The sequence below is a fragment of the Glycomyces sp. NPDC050141 genome (assembly GCF_055586545.1).
Window position 1 is genome coordinate 38,211 of the sequence record NZ_JBVJHZ010000039.1, and the last position, 17,854, is coordinate 56,064.

A 17,854-nucleotide genomic window follows, 5' to 3' on the forward strand; every position below is an offset into this window, starting at 1 on the left:
GCAGTACCGCGGCGGTCGTCCGTCACACTCGGCACCATTTAGTTGACGTATCATCTAGACGTTCCTACGATTGCAGACATGAACGACATCGAGTTCGGCATCGACACCTTCGGCGACCTGCCCCGCGACGACCAGGGCAACATCACCACATTCGCCCAGGCCATCCGCGCCACCGTCGACGAAGCGGTCCTGGCCGACCAGACCGGCATCGACGTCATCGCCCTCGGCGAGCACCACCGCCCCGAGTTCGCGATCTCCACGCCCGAAACCGTCCTCGCAGGCATCGCCACGCGCACCTCGCGCATCAGGCTCTCCTCGGGCGTGACCGTGCTCAGCTCCGACGACCCCGTCCGGGTCTTCCAGCGGTTCGCCACGGTCGACGCGCTCTCGAACGGGCGCGCCGAGATCATCCTCGGCCGCGGCTCGTTCACCGAGTCGTTCCCGCTGTTCGGGTACGACCTCGCCGACTACGACGCGCTCTTCGAGGAGAAGATCGACCTCTTCCACAAGCTCCTCGACGAGGAGCCAGTGACCTGGAAGGGCACCCAGCGCGCCCCGCTCGTCGACCAGGACGTGTTTCCCAAGACCGAGTCCGGGCGCCTGCGCACCTGGGTCGGCGTCGGCGGGTCGCCGCAGTCGGTCGTGCGCACCGCCCAGTACGGGTTCCGGCTCATGCTCGCCGTCATCGGCGGCGCGCCCGAGCGGTTCGCGCCCTACGTCGACCTCTACCGGCGCGCGACCGCGCAGCTCGGCACGACCGCCTACCCGGTCGGGCTCCACTCCCCCGGTTTCATCGCCGACACCGACGAGCAGGCCAAGGAGCTGTTCTGGCCCGGCTACAAGGAGGTCCGCGACCGCATCGGCAAGCTGCGCGGCTGGCAGCCGGTCCGCCGCGACGAGTACGAGCACGAGATCGAGCACGGATCGCTCTACATCGGATCGCCCGAGACGGTGGCCCGCAAGGTCGCCAAGGCCATCCGCGGGCTCGACGTCGGCCGCTTCGACCTCATCTACTCCGCGGGCGGCTCGGTCAAGGCCAGCGACCGGCTCCGTGCCGTGGAGCTCTACGGCACCAAGGTGATCCCGCTCGTCCGCGAACTCCTCGCCGAGGAGTCCTGATGGACGCCAAGACGATCGGCATCCTCGGCGCGGGCAAGGTCGGGACCGTCCTGGCCCGGCTCGCGCTCAAGGCCGGCCACCAGGTGCTCGTCGCCGGTTCGGGCGATCCGCAGAAGATCGCCCTCACCGTCGAAGTCCTCACGCCCGGCGCCGAAGCGGTCCGGGCCGCCGAGGCCGCCGAGCGCGCGGACCTCGTGGTCCTCGCGCTCCCGCTCGGCAAGTACCGGACGATCCCGGCCGCCAGCCTCGGCGGCAAGCTCGTCGTCGACGCCATGAACCACTGGTGGGAGGTCGACGGCCCGCGCGAACGCGTCCTCGACCCCGGCGTGTCCTCCAGCGAGTTCCTGCGCAAGCACCTCGCGGTCGATCGTTTCGTCAAGGCCTTCAACCACATGGGCTACCACGATCTCGAGGACGGCGCCCGCCCTTCCGGTGCGCCGGGCCGCAAGGCCATCGCGATCGCCGGGGACGACGACGCCGACCTCGCCGCCGTCGCGGACCTGGTCGACGCCTTGGGATTCGATCCCGTCATCGCCGGTCCCCTCGCCGAGGGCGCCCGCATGGAGCCGGGCACGCCCGTGTTCGGCGCGAACGTCGAAGCGCCCGAACTGAAGACGCTGCTCGCCGCCTGAGCCGCTACGCGGTCGTGAGGCCGGTGAGGCGGGCCAGGAGTTCCGCTGCGGTCACGGGGTCGAGGTCGCGTGCCGGGAGTGGCTGGGCGTGGTCGGGGTGGCGGTTGCGGTTCGCTTGCAGGCGAACGTTGGTGACGGTGTGGACGGTGTCGCGGTCGGGGGTGTACGCCTCGGGCGCGGGGTCGACGTCGGCGAGGAGGTGACCGCCGCGGAGTTCACGTTGCAGGTGCCAGCCCCAGCCTTCGCCGCCTTCGGGTGAGCCGTTGAGCTCGGTCCACCCGAAGCGGGCGCCGAGGGTGCCGAAGTCGCCTTGGAAGCCGTCGAAGCGGGTGAGGCGGCCGGTGTCGAGCTCTGCCGCCGTGAAGACGGGGACCGGCCGGGAGAGCTGGTCGAACGGCTGGATGAGCAGGTAGTCGGCGAAGATCCGAATCCAGGCGGCGGTGTCGTCGCCGAGGAGTGCGGGGTGGGCCAGGCGGATCTCGTCGCCCGGGTCGCACTCGCGGTCGTCCACGTCGGCGAAACCGCCGTCTTCGGCGATGCGGAGGCCCGCGCCGCGCGCGAACCAGACGAGGCGGCGGGTGAAGGCCCCGGTGATCGGGTGGGCGTCGAGGACGCGGAGGTCGTCGCGAGTGAAGACGCGGCCCGAGAGCATCTGCGCCTCAAGGAGTCGCGCGCGTTCGTCGGCGGTGTCCTCGACCTTCTTGACGAGGGTCCGCCAGCGGAGGAACGCGGGTTTGGCGACCGTCTCGTCGTCGCGGAGGCCGGGCTTGGGCAGGCGCGGGCGCAGCTTGCCCGCGTCGTCTTGGAGCTGCGGGGTGAGGAGCGAGTCGAACCGGAGGCTGAACTGCCGCTTGCCGTAGTCGAAGACGAGGTTCGCGGGGTCGGTCATGCCGTGGTCGGGGGCGAGCCGGTCGGTGAGCTGACAGAAGTCGAGGCCGCGCGCGGCGGCGACGCGGTCGGCGAGGACCTTGGCGCGGGCGGTGACCGAGGGGAACTTGTCGAGCATGTGGAGGGCGCGGAGTTCCCGGAACGCGGCGTCGGTGCCGATGTGGGCGATGACTTCGAGGCCGAGGAGGGCGCGCTCGGTCTGGCTCTGGCCGGGCCACTGCCGGATGCGCGGGGCGAGGGCCACTACGGCGTCGTCGCCGCCGAACGCGCCGAGCTGGTCGACCACCCAGGAGTCCTTGCTCGGGGAGTTCGAGCGTATCCACAGGTCGAACAGGGCGATCGAGAACCGTTGCAGGGAAGCCGGATCGCAGGCTTCGGCGAAGTCGTCGACACCGGGGAACGGCAGGCGCGGCGTCCAGAGCGCGAGGGCCGCGACGAAGTGCCGGACGGTCTCGGTCGGCAGGGCCTGTTCGTTGCCGCGCAGCATGATCGGCGGGAGGAGCAGCGGGTCGGCCCATTCGCCCGTTTTCGATGCGGCGGCGAGGGGGATGCGGGTGTCGGTGGCGAGGAGCTCGCGCAGGCGCGCGAGCGCTTCGGGGCCCTGGGGCTCGGCGGCCGCGAGGAGGGCGTCGTCGCCGAGGCGGCGGGCGAGGTAGCGGAGCGCGGCCTCGCCGCCGTCGCGCTGGCGCTTGTCCGCGCCGAACGCGCTGGGGACGAGCAGGGGGACGGCGTGCTCGCGGTGGCGGTCGAGCCAGTCCGTGGCGTGGGCGCGCGCGGATTTGAGGCGGGCGAACCAGTCGGCGGCGAGCGCGGCGGCCTCGCGGCTGCGGATCGGGACGAGGGCGCTCGCGTACTTCGGGGCGGTGGCGAGCTTCGCGAGCACGGCCGGGACTTCGGCGGTGCCCCTGCGGGCGAGGCGGCCGCGCAGGTGCTCGGTGAGGCCGAAGCCGTGGTCGCTGTCGGAGGCCCAGAACGCGTCCTCGTCCCAGGAGGCGAATCCGGGTTCCTTCACGAGGATCGCTTCGCGTTCGCCTGGGGCCCAGACGAGTTCAGTGCCTTCGGGGGCTTGGAGGCCGTCGACGGGGGCGGGGGCGCGGCGGCGCTTTCGTTCGGCCCAGGCGGGCGAGCGGAGCGCGGCGGGCAGGTCTTCGGCACTCGCGGCGGGCGGCGCGGCCTCGGCGAGGATGCCGTCGACCACGGCGCGTTCGAGGTCGCCGAGTCCCTTCAGGACTTCGGGGAGGTCGTGGCCGGAATTGTGGAGGATGCCCGCGATGCGGACACGGACCGTTGGAGGGGCCTCGGCGCCTTCAGCGGCGATGCCGCGCGCGAAGTGGCGCGGGTGGAGTTCGGCCGCGCGTTTGAGGCTGGCGAGGACTTCGGGCTCGTCGGCGTGGCGGACCAGGTAGGAGGCGGCGGCGTCGGCGGGCAGGAGGGCGATCGCCTCGTACAGCAGCGACCGGAGTTCGGCGTCCCGCGTGCCGCGTTCGATCGTGCCCGTCAGCAGGTCGAAGGCGCCGGTCCCGAGGTTGGCGACGATCGCGGCGACGGTCCCGGGGTTGATGTAGCGGGGGCTCAGGCTGGAGATCCACAGCCCCAGGTGCTCGGCGGTGCTGACGATGGACCAGACCGCGAGTTCGATCCGGGGGTTCGCGTAGAAGTCGCGCCGGGCGCGGCACGCGTCGGCGACCCAGTCGAGCTCGTTGGGAAGGAGGATCGCGGCGGCGGCTTGCTGGAGCGGGGTTTCCCGGTGGGCCGCAACCAAGGTGGTGACGAGGCGGTAGTCGCCTTCCGGGGCTTCGGCGAGGAGGCCGCGGGCGAGGAGCAGCGGGCCGTCGGGGTCGGACCACAGGTTCCAGGTGAAGGAGTCCGCACCGCTCTCGGCGATGGCGGGCAGGTTGTGCCCGGACTGGCGCGCCGGTTCCCAGTCGATCTCGGTGCACATGTCTTCGACTGCGGCGGCGACGGCGAACGGCAGGCCGTGCTCGATGACCCAGGCGGCGAACAGCTCCTGGCCCATGAGCGTGCGCTCCTTGCCGTAGGAGAAGACGACGCTGTACCGCTCGGTGTAGCGCAGGAGGGCGGCCACGGCCGCCGCGCCCACCGGGTTCGGCTCGCCGTTGAGGTGCGCGAGCCCGGCGGCGGAGCGGCGCGGGTCGCCGCCGTCGAGGCCCAGGGCGGTTTCGATGGCGGCGCGCGAGGCCTCGATCTGGGCGGCCATGTGCGCGGGCGATTCAGGGTTCAGTTCAATGGGGCGGCGGACCGTGTTGCCGCGCCTGGGCAGGACCAGGGCGGCCCAGCTGTCAGGCAGGATGAGTTGATCTTCTTGCGCGGCAATGGGTTCGGTCATCTCGGTCCTTCGCGGAAGCGGGGTTCCTGAAGATCATAGGACCAGGGTGTGACACTGCCTCCGCGCGTTAGCGCTCCAGGATGCCGGTGAACGCGTCGAGTGCCGCCGGATCGGCGAGGGCGCCCTTGGCGACCACTTCGTCTACCGGCGCGCCGTTGAGCAGGCGCTTCACGGGGATTTCGAGCTTCTTGCCGGTGAGCGTGCGCGGGATCTTGGGGACGGCGATGATCGCGTCGGGAACGTGGCGCGGCGAGAGCTCGGCGCGGATGCGGGCGTTGACCATCCGCCGCAGGTCGTCGTCCAGTTCGGACTCGGCTTCGATGAAGACGATGAGCCGGTCCTGCTCGTCCAGGTGCACCACGAGCGAGTCGGCCACGCCCGCAACGGACTCGACGACCGCGTAGAACTCGGCGGTGCCCATGCGGACGCCGCCCCGGTTGAGGGTCGCGTCGCTGCGGCCGGAGATCACCGCCGATCCGTGTTCGGTGACGGTGATCCAGTCGCCGTGGCACCACACGCCGGGGAACGCGTCGAAATAGGCCTCCCGGTAGCGCTTCCCGTCCTCGTCTCCCCACAGGCCCACTGGCATCGACGGCATGGGCGCGGTGATGACGAGTTCGCCTTCGCGGCCGATCGCGTGGTTCCCTTCGGCGTCGAAGGACTCCACCTTCGCGCCCAGGCACAGGCACGACAGCTCACCGCGCCGCACCGGCACCGTGGGTGCGCCGCCGACGAAGCCGGTGCACAGGTCCGTGCCGCCGGAAAGGGACTGCAGCTGCGCGGTCGCGGAGACCGACTCGTAGACGTAGTCGAAGCCCGCGGCGGGCAGGGGCGCACCGGTCGAGCCGATGCCGTGCAGGCGTGACAGATCCGCGAGGTCCTTCGGCACGACGCCGCGGTCGCGGCAGGCCATGAGGAACGGCGCGGAGGTGCCGAAATAGGTCGCGCCGGAGTCCTCGACCAGCCGCCAGAGCCCTTCGGGATCGGGCGCGCCGTCGAAGGTGACGATCGAGGCCCCGACCAGGGGCGCGGACGCGAGGTAGTTCCACATCATCCAGCCTGTGGTGGAGTACCAGAAGAACCGGTCGCCGGGCCCGAGGTCGTGGTGCAGGCCGTGCATCTTCGCGTGCTCCAGCGCGATCCCGCCGTGGGAGTGCACGATCGCCTTCGGCAGGCCCGTCGTGCCCGAGGAGTACAGGAGGAACAGCGGGTGGTCGAACGGGACGGGCTCGAACGCGAGCCCGCCTGCAGCAGAGGCGAACTCGTCCCAGGGCTGGCCGACCGCGGTGCCGTCGCCGAGATAGGGGAAGGTCACCGTGACGGGCACGTCGAGCGCGGCCACGACCTGCGCGATGTCCTCGGCGCGGCTGACCTCCTTGCGGCCGTAGCGGTATCCGTCGGTGACGAACAGGATCGACGGTTCGACCTGGCGGAGCCGGTCGATCACGGCCCGCGCCCCGAACTCGGGCGCGCACGAGGTGAACACCGCGCCGATCGCGGCGGCGGCCAGCGCGAGCGCATACGTCTCGGGCACGTTCGGCATCCAGGCGGCGACGCGGTCGCCGCGTCGGACTCCGGCGTCGAGGAGGCCGGTGCGGAGGCGGGCGACCTCGGTCCGCAGGCGGGCCAAGGACCATTCGAAGGTCTCGCGGGTGTCCGAGTAGGCCTTGACGATGATGTCGGTGTCGGCCATGCCGGGCGCGGCGAGCACGGCTTCGGCGTAGTTCAGCCGCTCGTCGGGGAACCAGGCGGCGCCGGGCATCGCGGGGTCGGGGAGGACGCGGTCCTCGGGGACGGGCCCGCCGAGTCCGTAGCGTTCCCAGACCGCGCCCCAGAAGGCCGCGGGGTGCTCGGTCGAGAAGCGCCACAGGTCCTGGTAGGCGGGCAGGTGCTCCCCGGTGCGAGCGGTCAGCCATGCGGCGAACCGGTCGATGTTGGCGGCGTCGCCGCTCGGAACCCAGAGGACATCGCTGGCCACCGGTCACCTCCCTCTGGTTCGGGCCGCCGAACGGCCCGGAGATCGTAGCGTCGCAGGCAATATTGCCCGGCCCGGGAGGCTCGCGCAGTGGCTCCCGCGCACACAAGGGGGCCCGGAACTATGGGGTCGCGGTCTATGGCGATTTCGCGGCGGCTTTCCTACTATGCGGGAATGGGAACCGTGAACCGCACCGAGACCACCGTCATCCTCGCCGCCGCCCGGACCCCGATCGGGCGGTTCAACGGCGCGCTCGCCGAGGTGAGCGCGCCCGCGTTGGGCGGCATCGCGATCGGGGCCGCGCTGGCGCGGGCCGGGGTCGCGCCGCAGCGGGTCGGGCAGGTGCTCATGGGGCATGTGCTCCCGGCGGGGACGGGTCAGAACCCGGCCCGGCAGGCGGCGGTCGCGGGCGGGGTGCCGATGCACGTGCCGAGCCTCTCGGTGAACAAGGTGTGCCTGTCGGGGATGACGGCCATCGCGATCGCGGACCGGTTCCTGCGGGCGGGCGACTGCGAGTTCATCGTCGCGGGCGGCATGGAGTCGATGAGCCGGGCGCCGCACCTGCTGCCGCAGTCGCGGCGCGGGTTCAAGTACGGCGAGGTCACCATGCTCGACCATACGGCGTTCGACGGGCTCACCGATGCGTACGAGGGCATCGCGATGGGTGCGGCGACCGAGCGGGACGCGCGCGAGGCGGGTCTGACGCGGGCCGCGCAGGACGAGTTCGCGCTGGGTTCGCAGGAGAAGGCGGCCAAGGACGCGGCGGCGCGGGCGGCGGAGCTCGTCGCGGTCGAGACCCGCAAGGGGGTCGTGGACGCCGACGAGGGCCCGCGCGAGTCCTCTTTGGAGGTTCTGGCGGGGCTGCGGTCGTCGTTCGCGCCGGGCGGGATGCTCACGCCGGGGAACTCGTCGCCGATGAACGACGGCGCGGTGGCGCTCGTGCTCACCACGAGGTCGAGGGCCGAGGAGCTGGGCCTGGAGTGGGAGTCGGAGATCCTGTCGTACGGGAGCGTCGCCGGGCCGGGCACCTCGCTGCTGCTGCAGCCTTCGAACGCGATCGCGAAGGCCGCCGGGCTCGCGGGGGTCGCGTTGGGCGACTTGGAGGTCGTGGAGATCAACGAGGCGTTCGCGGCGGTCGCGCTCGCGTCGGTCGAGGCGCTCGGCGTCGACCCGGAGCGGGTCAACCCGGGCGGCGGGGCGATCGCGCTCGGGCATCCGCTGGGGGCCAGCGGGGCCCGGCTGGTGCAGACGCTGTCGCGGCGGCTGCCGAGCGGTGCGGTCGGCGCGGCGGGACTGTGCGGCGGCGGGGGCCAGGGCGACGCGATGGTGCTGCGCGCCAGGTAGGTCAGTTCGCGGCGAGCCGGTGGACGCGCAGGGCGAGCTGGATCTCAAGGGAACGTTCGGGTCCGGCCCAGTCCTCGCCGAGGACGGCAGCGATGCGCTCGAGCCGCTGCGAGACGGTGTTGACGTGCACGTTCAGTGCCGTCCGGGTCTTGGCGAGGTTGCGTCCGCACGCGAAGTACGCCTCGAGGGTGCCGACCAGGTCGGTGCCGCGTTTGGCGTCGTAGTCGAGGATCGGGCCGAGGGTGCGGCGCACGAACACGGCGACGCCGTCCGCTTCGCCTAGGAGCAGGCCCACGAAGCCGAGCTGTTCCATGCTGGCGCCCTGGCCTTTCCGGCCGAGGGTGAGCATCGCTTCGAGGCAGCGGGCGGCCTCGTCGTACGCGCCGGGCAGGCGGTCGGGGCCGGAGACGGCGGCCGAGGCCGCCACGGTGATGCGCCCGCCCGCCGCGCGCTCGAACCAGGCGGCGAGGCGGTCGGCCAGCGCGCCCGGGTCGTCGGTGGGGAGGACGAGGACGGGCCTGCCGTCGCGGCTGCCTGCGAGGCCGTGTTCGCTGCGGGCCAGGCGTTTCGCTTCGGAGGCGAGGCGGGGGCGGACGGCGGCGTCGCAGTCGAGGGTGAGGACGGCGTGCGAGCGGTGGAGGTCGACGTCGAGTTTCCCGGCGCGCAGGGCGAGGCTGGAGCCGTTGCGGCGGGCGGATTCGGTGAGGAGGTCGTCGAGGAGTTCGCCGCGCACGCGGTCTTCGGCGTCGGCGACGGATCGGCGGAGCAGTAGGAGTAGGGCGGTGACGAGCGCCGTGCGTTCGAACAGGCGCTTGTCCTCGCCGCTGAGGTCGGCGCGGCCGCCGAGGACGATGCCGCCGAGGCGTTCCGGTCCGGCCATGGCCGCGCACACCCACATGCCGTCGGTGAGGACGGCGCCGCGGCCGGACTGGGAGTCGTCGACGCCGGTGGCGGCGAAGCGGACCGGGCCGGTTCCGGAGCGGGCGAGTTCGGCTCCGGCGGCGTCGTAGATGCCGATGGGGCCGCCGAAGAGCCCGGCCGCTTCGGCGGCGAGGTCGGCGACGTCGCCGCCGCGCAGGACGAGCCCGGTCAGCTGGTCGTGGGCGGCTTCGGCGCGGCGGAGCATCCGGTTGAGCCGGGCGGAGGTCTCGGCGGCTTCGCGCAGGTCGCGCAGGGTCTCGCGGGTCTCTTCGAGCTGGCGGACGCTCTCGATGGCGACGGCGGCGTGGTTGGCGAGGGAGACGAGCATGGCGACGTCGTCGGGGGTGAAGTCGCGCGGGGTGCGGTCGGCGGCGAAGAGCACGCCGATCACCGTTTCGCCGACGCGGAGCGGGACGCCGACGATGCCGCGCACGCCTTCTTCGGTGACGGCCTCGTCGATGGGGCCGGTGTGGTGGAAGACGGTGTCGTGCCGGTAGTCGGGGCAGGCGTAGGGCAGTGCGGTCTCGGCGACGAGCCCGCCGAGGCCTTCGCCTAGGCCGATGCGGAGGCGCTGGAACTTCGCGGAGACCGAGCCGTCGGTGACCCGCATGTAGGTGTCGCCTGCGGCGGGGTCCTGGAGGCTCAGGTAGGAGACGTCGACGTTGAGGAGGGTCTTGGCGCGGCGGACGATGGCGCGCAGGACGGAGTCGAGGTTCCGCAGCGCCGCGAGGTCGCCCGCGGTGTCGAACAGGGCCGCGAGTTCGGCTTCGCGGCGGCGGCGCTGCACGAGGGTACGCCGGATCGTGCGGGCCACGGCCGTGGCCTCGGCGACCGCGGCGCGGTCGGCGGCGGAGGCGCCTTGGAGGTCGCGGGCGGGTTCGTCGAGCTGGTCTTCGGAGGCGTCGGCGGCGAGGAGCGCGAACAGCCGTCCCAGGGCCGCGGTGGCGGGGGACGGCTGGTCGGCGGGCACGGGTTGACTCCTTCGTCAGATTGCGGCTCGGCCCTGCGGGTCCGCCGCAGGGCCGAGTCTAGGTCGATGGAGGGGCCCGCGGCCAGGTGTTACGAGTCGGTCGCTCTGGCGCTGGTCAGGACCCGCCGGAGCGGACGAGGCCGGATTCGTAGGCGAAGACGACGAGCTGGGCCCGGTCGCGGGCGCGGGTCTTGGCCTGGGCGCGGTTGACGTGGGTCTTCACGGTGGCCGGGCTGATGAAGAGGCGGTCGCCGATCTCGGCGTTGGAGAGCCCGGCGGCGACGAGGACGGTGATCTCCCGTTCGCGGTCGGTCAGGTCCTCGATGCCGGGGATGTGTTTGGCCGCCACCGGTTCCGGGTCGGCGACGAGGCGTTCGATGAGGGCGCTGGTGGCCTTCGGGGACAGCAGGCGCTCGCCCGCGGCGACCGTGCGGATCGCGGCGATCAGGGTCTCGGGGTCGGCGCCCTTGCCGAGGAAGCCCGAGGCCCCGGCCCGCAGCGCGGCGAGGATCAGGTCGTCGGTCTCGAAGGTGGTGAGGACCAGGATCTTCACGTCGGCGAGGCGTTCGTCGGCGGTGATGCGCGCGGTCGCCTCGATGCCGTCCATGTCGGGCATGCGCAGGTCCATCACGATCAGGTCCGGCCGCAGGCGGCCCGCGATATCGACCGCCTCGGCGCCCGTCGCGGCGTCGCCGACCACCTCGATGTCCTCAGTGGAGTCGAGGAGGAGCTTGAACGTGGCGCGCAGCAGTGCCTGGTCGTCGGCGAGGATGACCCGGATCGTCATGTGTCGGTGCCTTTCTCGGCGATGGGAAGCATGGCGTGGACCTCGAACCACTCCCCCGGCAGGCGCTCGGCGGTCAGGGTGCCGCCCGCGGCCTCGACGCGCTCGCGCATGCCGATGAGGCCGTGCCCGGTCCCGGCGGTAGGCGGTGCGCCGGTGGTCCCGGCGGGGTTGGTGACGCGCAGGTCGAGCCGGTGCACTGACCAGTCGAAGTGGACGGTGACGGGCGCTTCGGGGGCGTGCTTGGCCGCGTTCGTCAGCGCCTCCTGGACGATCCGGTACGCGGCGAAGTCGGCCTGCTGGCCCAACTGCACGGCCGTCCCGGTCTCGACAACCCCGATCGACGCGCCCGTGCCCCGGAACGAGGCCAGCAGCTCATCGAGCCGGTCGAGCCCCGGCACCGGCCGCAGCGCCGCCTCCGGCCGGTCCTCGGGCCCTTCGTCGCCGTAGCGCAGGAGCCCCACGGTCGCGCGCAGCTCGTCGATCGCGTTGCCGGTGTGCTTCGTGATGTCGCGCAACGCGGTCGCCGCCGCGGCGGGGTCGGTGCGCAGGAGGTAGTCGGCGACCCCGGCCTGCGCGTTCACCAGCGTCAGGTTGTGGGCGAGCACGTCGTGGAGTTCGCGGGCGATGCGCATCCGCTCGGCCACGACGGCTTCGCGCTTGTCGTTCTCGCGTTCGGCCGCTTCGCGTTCGAGCCGTTCGGTGCGGCCGTAGACCGCCGCCCCGATTGCGGTTGCGATGAACACGAGGTTCACCACCGCCAGGTCGGTGGTGAGGATCGGGCCCGACTGGCTGAAGATCCCCACGAGGAACAGCACGGCCCCGGCCGATCCCCCGGCCGTCCAGCCGATGCGCCACGGCAGCCGCGAGGCGACGGTGAACGCCGCCGTCATCGTGGCCAACGGCACCGGCTGGTAGGCACCGATCGATATGAACTCCACCGAAGCCGTGTCGACAAAGAACACCAGGTGCACGGCCTCGACGGCGACGGTGGCCGCGAGCACCGGCAGGGGCCAGCGCTCGCGGAGCAGCAGCGGCAGCCAGGCCGCCACTGTGATCGCGACCAGGTCCGGGCCGGGCAGCGCGAACACGCCGGTCCTCAGCGACGCGGTCACCAGCATCAGCGCCAGCACCCCGAAGGTGAGCGCACGGCCCGCCGGGGCGGGACGCGCAGTGCGTCCCGCCCCGGCGATGGAGCGTGCCAGCCGGGCGAGGCCCGAGCGTGCGGTCATCTGGTCTCCTCATGGCGGCCGCGGTAGGCGCCGGCCGCGGCGAACGGCCGCTCGGCCTCGGCGCGGCCCGGCTCGGGCGCGCCCTCGACCGACAGGTGCGGCGTGATGCGTTCGGCCCACCCAGGGTACGACCAGGTGCGGGGCCCGATCAGGTGCATGAGCGCAGGGACCAGCGCGAGTCGCACCACGAACGCGTCGACCAGGACCGCGATCGCCAGGCCTATGCCGATCGCCGAGACGATCCGCTCGCCGGAGAACCCGAACGAGGCGAACACGCACAGCATGATCGCGGCGGCCACGGCGATGACCTGCCCGGTCTCGCGCATCCCGACTGCGACGGAGCCGTGGTGCTCCTTCGTGCGGCCCCACTCCTCGTGCATCCGGCTGACCAGGAACACCTGGTAGTCCATCGAGAGTCCGAACAGGACGCCGACCACGACGACCGGCACGATGTACATCACCGGCGCGCCCGTGCCGACCTGCAGCAGCTCTGAGCCCCAGCCGAACTGGAAGATCGCGGTGATCGCGCCCAGGCCGACGGCGATGGTCGCGAGGTTGGTCAAGGCGCCGATCAGCGGCACCAGGATGCTCCTGAACGCGACGGCCAGCAGCAGGAACCCGAGCACGGCGACCAGGCCGAGGTACAGCGGCAGCCGGTCCATCAGGGCGTTGCCGATGTCGAGGTTCGTGGCGGCCTCGCCGCCGACGTACACCTCGAGCGAAGTCCCGGATTCGGCAGCGGGGATGACCTCGCCGCGCAAGGCCTCGACCAGGTGCTGCGTCTCCTCGGTCTGGGCGCTCGTCTCCGGCGTCACCGCGGCGACCGCGACGGTCTGCCCCGGCTGGACCGGCGCGGCCGACACCGCCGCCACGTTCTCGACGCCGCTCATGTCGGCGACCAGCGCGTCGAACGCCGCCGCCGAAGCCGCGTCCGGGGTCTCGGCGACCACGACGAGTGTGGCGTCGAAGCCCTCGCCGAAGGCCGGGGACATCAGGTCGAAGTACTCGCGGCCGTGCGACCCGGCCGGGTCGCTGCTCGCGTCCGAGTTGCCCACGCGCATGCTCAGGGCCGGAACGGCCAGCGCGATGAGGACGATCAGGCCGGTGACGGCGATGCCGCGCGGCGCCCAGCCGACGATCCGGGCCCAGGCGGAGGCCACGATGGGCGGGGCTGCTTCGGCGCTGCCGTAGGTGCGGAGGCGGGCGCGCTGGCGTCTGGACAGGGCGCGGTGGCCGATCATGCCGAGCAGGGCCGGGAGCAGGGTGAGTGCGGCGGCGACGGTGAAGAGCACGGTGACGGCGGCGGCCTGGGCCATGCCGGTGAGCACCCCGAGATTGACGACGACCATGCCGAGCAGCGCGATGACGACGGTGAGTCCGGCGAAGACGACGGCGCGGCCGGAGGTGTTGAGCGACTTGGCGATCGCATCGGGGACCGTGGCGCCTGCCATGAGGGCCTTGCGGTAGCGGTTGACGATGAAGAGCGCGTAGTCGATGCCGACGCCGAGGCCGATGAGCGCGCCCATGGTCAGCGAGGTGGCGGAGAGGTCGACGAGGTGCGCGCCGAGCATGACGGTCAGGAGCGAGGCGCCGACGCCGACGACGCCGGTGATGATCGGCAGCACGGAGGCCCAGACGGACCGGAACACCAGGAACATGAGCACGAACGCGGCGAGGACGCCGACGATCTCGGTGCCTTGGGAGGGTTCGGGGAGTTCGGTGAAGGCCTGGCCGCCGAGCCCGACCTCGTAGGAGCCGCCGAGGTCTTCGGCGGTCGCGCGGATCGCGTCGATGTCGGCGTCCTCGGTGAGGGCGACGGTGGCGTAGGCGGTGTTCTCTTCGGTGTTGACCTGGGCTTCAGCCCCGGCTTCGTAGGGGCTGACGACGGCCGCGACGCCGGGTTCGGCGGCGACGGCTTCGAGCATCGATGCGACTTCGGCTTGGACGGCGGGGTCGTCGATCGCCGCGTCCTCGGTGCGCCAGACGATGGTGCCGTTCTCGGTGCCGGTGCCGCCTCCGGCCTCGGCGAGGAGCGCGTACGCCTGGGACGACTCGCTGTCGGGCAGCTCGGCGACGTCGGTGAACGCGGAACCGGCGCTGAGCGCGGCGGCGGCGAGGCCGATGAGGAGGACGATCCAGCCGGTCAGGACCGTTCGCCGCCGCCGGTAGCACCAGCGGGCAATTGCAGACATGAGCAGGCCTCTCTGAAGGTCAGTGGGAGGTCTCAAGTCTTCGTCCGCGAGGGCTCGGCGGCGTCGGCTCAGCGCGGCGTCCGGTGTACCGCATCCGCTGTACAGCGGGTGCGCCGCCAGGTCGAGTCCGACACGTTCCGCAGCGGCGTAATCACATTGCGCATCACAGGATCGGAATCTTAGGTAAGGCTTGCCTAAATATGCGGATGCCGCTATGGTCTTCCTGGGCGCCCGCACAGTCCCCTGCGGACGGTAGGCGCCCGGAGTCGAACGGAGGCCTGGCAGTCGACGGTTCGAAGCGCCGGGGCGAGCACTTTCCACAGACCTCGCCCCGGCCGCCTCGCGGCTCCGCCACCGGACGGCACCCGCCGTCCGGCCCATCAGATGAGGACGAGGCCGCAAGGCCGACTCCACTGTATAGAAGAGAGTGGAGCGCATGGCATTCCGTCATGACACCCGTAACCCCCGCTACCGCCGCGCCGCCGGCTGGGCCTTCAGCGCGGCCGCCGCGGCCGCCCTGGTCCTCGGCGCCGCGACCCCCGCCAACGCCGCCACCGTCATCACCACCCCCGGCTCCCCGCTCTCGGTGGTCGACGACCAGAACGTCACCCTCACCGGCACCGGCACCCCCGGCAACTTCGTCGCCGTCGCGCAGTGCGACTTCACCTCGGGCGGCTACAACGCGTCGGACTGCAACGCCGCGGGCAGCCAGTACCCGATCCAGGTCAACTCCAGCGGGACCTGGTCGGCCACGGTGAAGGTGGACGACACCTACACGAACTCCAGCTTCTCCGGCCTCCCGCCGACCCAGGCGACCACCGACTGCTACGCCGACGTGTGCCAGATCCAGGTCTCGGAGTACACCTCCTGGCCGCCCGCGGGCGCCCCTGTCGGTTTCGACAGCGTCGACCTGCAGTTCTAGCGAAACACCCCCACCGCCCGGCCCGCGAGCACTCCCGCGGGCCGGGCCCCGCCCGTCTCCTCTGAACGGCACCAAGATGAAAGCGACCACCGCCCAACGGTTCCGGCGCCTGCGCCGTGCCGCTGCCATCCCGGCCCTCATCGCCGCGCTCGCCGCCCCGCTGCTCCTGGCCACCGCCCCGGCCGAGGCCGAACCGGCGGCCGTCGGCACCGGCTCCCTCACGTGGGGCCTGCGCCAGTCCTGGCGCACCTACGTCGGCCCCGAGAACATGGCCACGGCCGATGGCGCGACCGCCGACGCGGCCGGGATCATCACGTTCCCTCTGGCCGACGGCACCTTCGACGAGGCGACCGGCGCCACCGTCCTCCACTTCGGAGGCACGGTGCGATACGTCGGCCACTGCGGCCACTACCCGAACGGCACCCCCGAGGACTGCGCCCTCGACCTCACCTTGAGCGACGTGCGGCTCGTCATCGACAAGGAGCGCCAGACGCTCTCCGCGCACGTCCACCAGCGCCCGCTCGGCACCGGCGACGACGTCCCGCCGATAGACGACCTCGGGGTGGTCGACCTCGTCGACCTCGACCTGCGCGGCGTCACCCCCGACACCGGCAATGGGACGACCGCCTGGGACGCCGTGCCCGCCTTCCTCGACCCCGCAGGCGTTCCCGTCTTCGGCTCGTACCAGGCCGGGGCCGTCATGGACCCGGTCACCATGGCCTACGAAGGCCCCGGCGGGCTGCCGGACTTCGACGAGGAGTGGACCGAACCTGGCACCGTCCTCATGGAACAGACCGCGGCCCTCACCGACACCGGGTCCTGGGCGAAGGCGAACTACCTGTTCCCCGACGAGGCCAACGGGATCGTGCACGCCGTGAACGAGATCCCGCCGACCTGGACGGCCTTCGCCAAGGCCCTCGACGCCGACACGCTCCAGCCGGTCGGCGACAGCGGGGCCTTCGGGACCGGCCTCACCGCCGGCGCCTCGCTCGCCGCATTCGACCCCGCGAGCGCGACCCTGTACACGGCGGCCACCGGGACCACGCCGGAAATGTGGGCGCTCACGTGGCAGCCGGATGCGGAAACCTATGCGCCGCAGAAGGTCGACTCGCTCCCGGCGGACGCCGTCCTCGGCGGCGCGCTGGTGTGGGACCCGGCGGCCTCGCGGCTGTACCTGCGGGTGCGGACCGGCGGCGTCCAGTACCTGTACGCGTGGCAGCGCGACGAGACCGGTTGGGCCCGAAGCGAGTACGCGCTGCCGCAGGTCGCGGGCTGGAACTACAACGCGTACTACAGCGAGGCGGGCGCCAGCGCGTTCGTGCCGCTCGGCGACGGCTCGCTCCTGCTGGCCAGGAAGCTCGCGCGGAACGCCGCCAACCAGGCGCTCTACGACCCGACGATGCTGCGGCTCAAGTTCATTGACGGGCAGCTCGTGGTCGAGGAGGTCGCGGGCAGCGGCACGAACCGCCCTGCGGCCGAGGTCGGGAACCTGTCGCCGGTGGCGCTGGCCGTCTCCGGCGAGCGGGTCGCGGTCGTGCGGAGCGACCCGGGCAAGTCCTCGTCGGTGCAGTTCGGTTCCATTGAGGACGGTGTGCTTGCGCTGGAGCCGGAGCGGCGGGACCTGGGCATCGCCTCGGCCACGTTGACGGCGGCGTTCGACGAGGACCTGCTGTGGGTCAAGAACTACGGCGCGGGTTCGCATGCGGCCGTTGACGAGACGGGTGCGGTCCGGTCGCGGTTCACCCTCAGCGGCGGCGGGTTCACGGCGCCGATCGCGGTGACCGCCGACCACGCGGTCGTCACCTCGTGGCGGGACGCCGGGAGCGTCCCGGGCACGGCCCGGTTCGACCGGGCGGCCGTCTCCCCCGGTGTGACCGCGCATCCGGCCGACGCGGCCGTGCCGGTCGAAGGCCCCGACGGGACCGCCGAGGCGGTGTTCGAGGCGGCGGCCGACCAGGAAGCGTCGGTGCGGTGGCAGACGAAGGCCCCTGACGACCTGGCGTTCCACGATATCGAGGGCGCGGACGCGACCGTGCTGCGCACCGAGATCGGTGCCGCGCACGACGGCTGGCTGTTCCGGGCCGTGTTCACGAACGCGGCCGGGGCGATCGCGACCGAACCGGCCGAGCTGCGGGTGACGGTGGAAGAGGTGCCTTCCTCGCAGGAGCCTTCCTCGCAGGAGCCCTCGACTCCGGCCTCGGAGAGCCCTTCGGAGCCTGGGGAGGAGCCGACGAGCGACGACGCGAAGCCTTCGGTCCCGATGCCGGAACCGACCGCAACCGGCACGGGCACAACGGGAACCGTGCCGAATTACCCCGGCGGTCCCAAGCTGCCGAGCTTGCCGGTCACCGGTGCGGGACTGACGGCGCTGCTCGCGGCGGCTGCGGGCACGATCGGCACCGGCGTGATCCTCGCGGTCGCGGCCAGGAAGCGGCGCGCCGCGAACGGCTGACGGTGAGCGCGGCGGGCCCCGAGGGGGTCTCCTCCTTTCCCGTCCCGGGACCGCCGAAAACATTGGTTGGGGGCTT

General features: G+C 72.3%; 11 protein-coding genes. 5 read left to right on the top strand and 6 right to left on the bottom strand.

Annotation, left to right across the window (positions count from 1 at the left end):
• The first annotated feature begins 78 nt into the window (after positions 1-78).
• Both ACZ60M_RS20455 and ACZ60M_RS20460 read left to right on the top strand, forming a co-directional pair.
• On the top strand, positions 79-1,119 hold the full coding sequence (locus ACZ60M_RS20455) for an LLM class flavin-dependent oxidoreductase (protein WP_465420317.1): 1,041 nt from the start codon (positions 79-81) through the stop codon (positions 1,117-1,119).
• Positions 1,119-1,751, top strand: coding sequence for an NADPH-dependent F420 reductase (locus ACZ60M_RS20460; protein WP_465420319.1), 633 nt, complete (start codon positions 1,119-1,121; stop codon positions 1,749-1,751). Before ACZ60M_RS20455 ends, ACZ60M_RS20460 begins: the two co-directional genes overlap by 1 nt.
• Positions 1,752-1,755: 4 nt before the next feature.
• Here ACZ60M_RS20460 and ACZ60M_RS20465 read toward each other — a convergent pair whose 3' ends face one another.
• A complete protein-coding gene (locus tag ACZ60M_RS20465; RefSeq protein WP_465420321.1) occupies positions 1,756-4,986 on the bottom strand; it encodes a DUF4132 domain-containing protein in 3,231 nt (1,076 codons plus the stop codon).
• A 67-nt stretch (positions 4,987-5,053) separates the two neighbouring features.
• A complete protein-coding gene (locus ACZ60M_RS20470; RefSeq protein ID WP_465420323.1) occupies positions 5,054-6,964 on the bottom strand; it encodes an acetoacetate--CoA ligase in 1,911 nt (636 codons plus the stop codon).
• 171 nt (positions 6,965-7,135) lie between these two features.
• Here ACZ60M_RS20470 and ACZ60M_RS20475 point away from each other — a divergent pair, with 171 nt between their 5' ends.
• Positions 7,136-8,305: an acetyl-CoA C-acyltransferase gene (locus ACZ60M_RS20475; RefSeq protein WP_465420325.1), complete on the top strand. Its 1,170-nt coding sequence runs from the start codon at positions 7,136-7,138 to the stop codon at positions 8,303-8,305.
• A 1-nt stretch (position 8,306) separates the two neighbouring features.
• Here ACZ60M_RS20475 and ACZ60M_RS20480 read toward each other — a convergent pair whose 3' ends face one another.
• The 4 genes from ACZ60M_RS20480 to ACZ60M_RS20495 all read right to left on the bottom strand — a co-directional run bounded on the left by ACZ60M_RS20480 (position 8,307) and on the right by ACZ60M_RS20495 (position 14,404).
• Positions 8,307-10,196, bottom strand: coding sequence for a helix-turn-helix domain-containing protein (locus ACZ60M_RS20480; RefSeq protein WP_465420327.1), 1,890 nt, complete (start codon positions 10,194-10,196; stop codon positions 8,307-8,309).
• A 115-nt stretch (positions 10,197-10,311) separates the two neighbouring features.
• Entirely contained in the window at positions 10,312-10,983 is a 672-nt protein-coding gene (locus tag ACZ60M_RS20485) for a response regulator (RefSeq protein WP_465420329.1), read from the bottom strand.
• Entirely contained in the window at positions 10,980-12,212 is a 1,233-nt protein-coding gene (locus tag ACZ60M_RS20490; protein ID WP_465420331.1) for a sensor histidine kinase, read from the bottom strand. Before ACZ60M_RS20490 ends, ACZ60M_RS20485 begins: the two co-directional genes overlap by 4 nt.
• Positions 12,209-14,404, bottom strand: a complete 2,196-nt coding sequence (locus tag ACZ60M_RS20495) for an MMPL family transporter (protein WP_465420333.1) — start codon at positions 14,402-14,404, stop codon at positions 12,209-12,211. The genes ACZ60M_RS20490 and ACZ60M_RS20495 overlap by 4 nt, the downstream gene beginning before the upstream one ends.
• 436 nt (positions 14,405-14,840) lie before the next feature.
• Between ACZ60M_RS20495 and ACZ60M_RS20500 the strand changes: the two genes are divergently transcribed.
• Together ACZ60M_RS20500 and ACZ60M_RS20505 are read left to right on the top strand one after the other, a co-directional pair.
• Positions 14,841-15,326 carry a neocarzinostatin apoprotein domain-containing protein gene (locus ACZ60M_RS20500; protein ID WP_465420335.1) on the top strand — a complete coding sequence of 162 codons (486 nt, stop codon included), beginning with the start codon at positions 14,841-14,843 and terminating at the stop codon, positions 15,324-15,326.
• 76 nt (positions 15,327-15,402) lie between these two features.
• A complete protein-coding gene (locus ACZ60M_RS20505) occupies positions 15,403-17,778 on the top strand; it encodes an HtaA domain-containing protein (protein ID WP_465420337.1) in 2,376 nt (791 codons plus the stop codon).
• Positions 17,779-17,854: the final 76 nt, after the last annotated feature.

What these genes read in the sequence shown, in the direction of transcription:
- ACZ60M_RS20455 (WP_465420317.1), top strand. Translation starts at nt 79, where the DNA reads ATGAACGACATCGAGTTCGGCATCGACACCTTCGGCGACCTGCCCCGC.
- ACZ60M_RS20465 (WP_465420321.1), bottom strand. Translation starts at nt 4,986, where the DNA reads ATGACCGAACCCATTGCCGCGCAAGAAGATCAACTCATCCTGCCTGAC.
- ACZ60M_RS20475 (WP_465420325.1), top strand. Translation starts at nt 7,136, where the DNA reads ATGGGAACCGTGAACCGCACCGAGACCACCGTCATCCTCGCCGCCGCC.
- ACZ60M_RS20490 (WP_465420331.1), bottom strand. Translation starts at nt 12,212, where the DNA reads ATGACCGCACGCTCGGGCCTCGCCCGGCTGGCACGCTCCATCGCCGGG.
- ACZ60M_RS20495 (WP_465420333.1), bottom strand. Translation starts at nt 14,404, where the DNA reads ATGTCTGCAATTGCCCGCTGGTGCTACCGGCGGCGGCGAACGGTCCTG.
- ACZ60M_RS20460 (WP_465420319.1), top strand. Translation starts at nt 1,119, where the DNA reads ATGGACGCCAAGACGATCGGCATCCTCGGCGCGGGCAAGGTCGGGACC.
- ACZ60M_RS20485 (WP_465420329.1), bottom strand. Translation starts at nt 10,983, where the DNA reads ATGACGATCCGGGTCATCCTCGCCGACGACCAGGCACTGCTGCGCGCC.
- ACZ60M_RS20505 (WP_465420337.1), top strand. Translation starts at nt 15,403, where the DNA reads ATGAAAGCGACCACCGCCCAACGGTTCCGGCGCCTGCGCCGTGCCGCT.
- ACZ60M_RS20500 (WP_465420335.1), top strand. Translation starts at nt 14,841, where the DNA reads ATGGCATTCCGTCATGACACCCGTAACCCCCGCTACCGCCGCGCCGCC.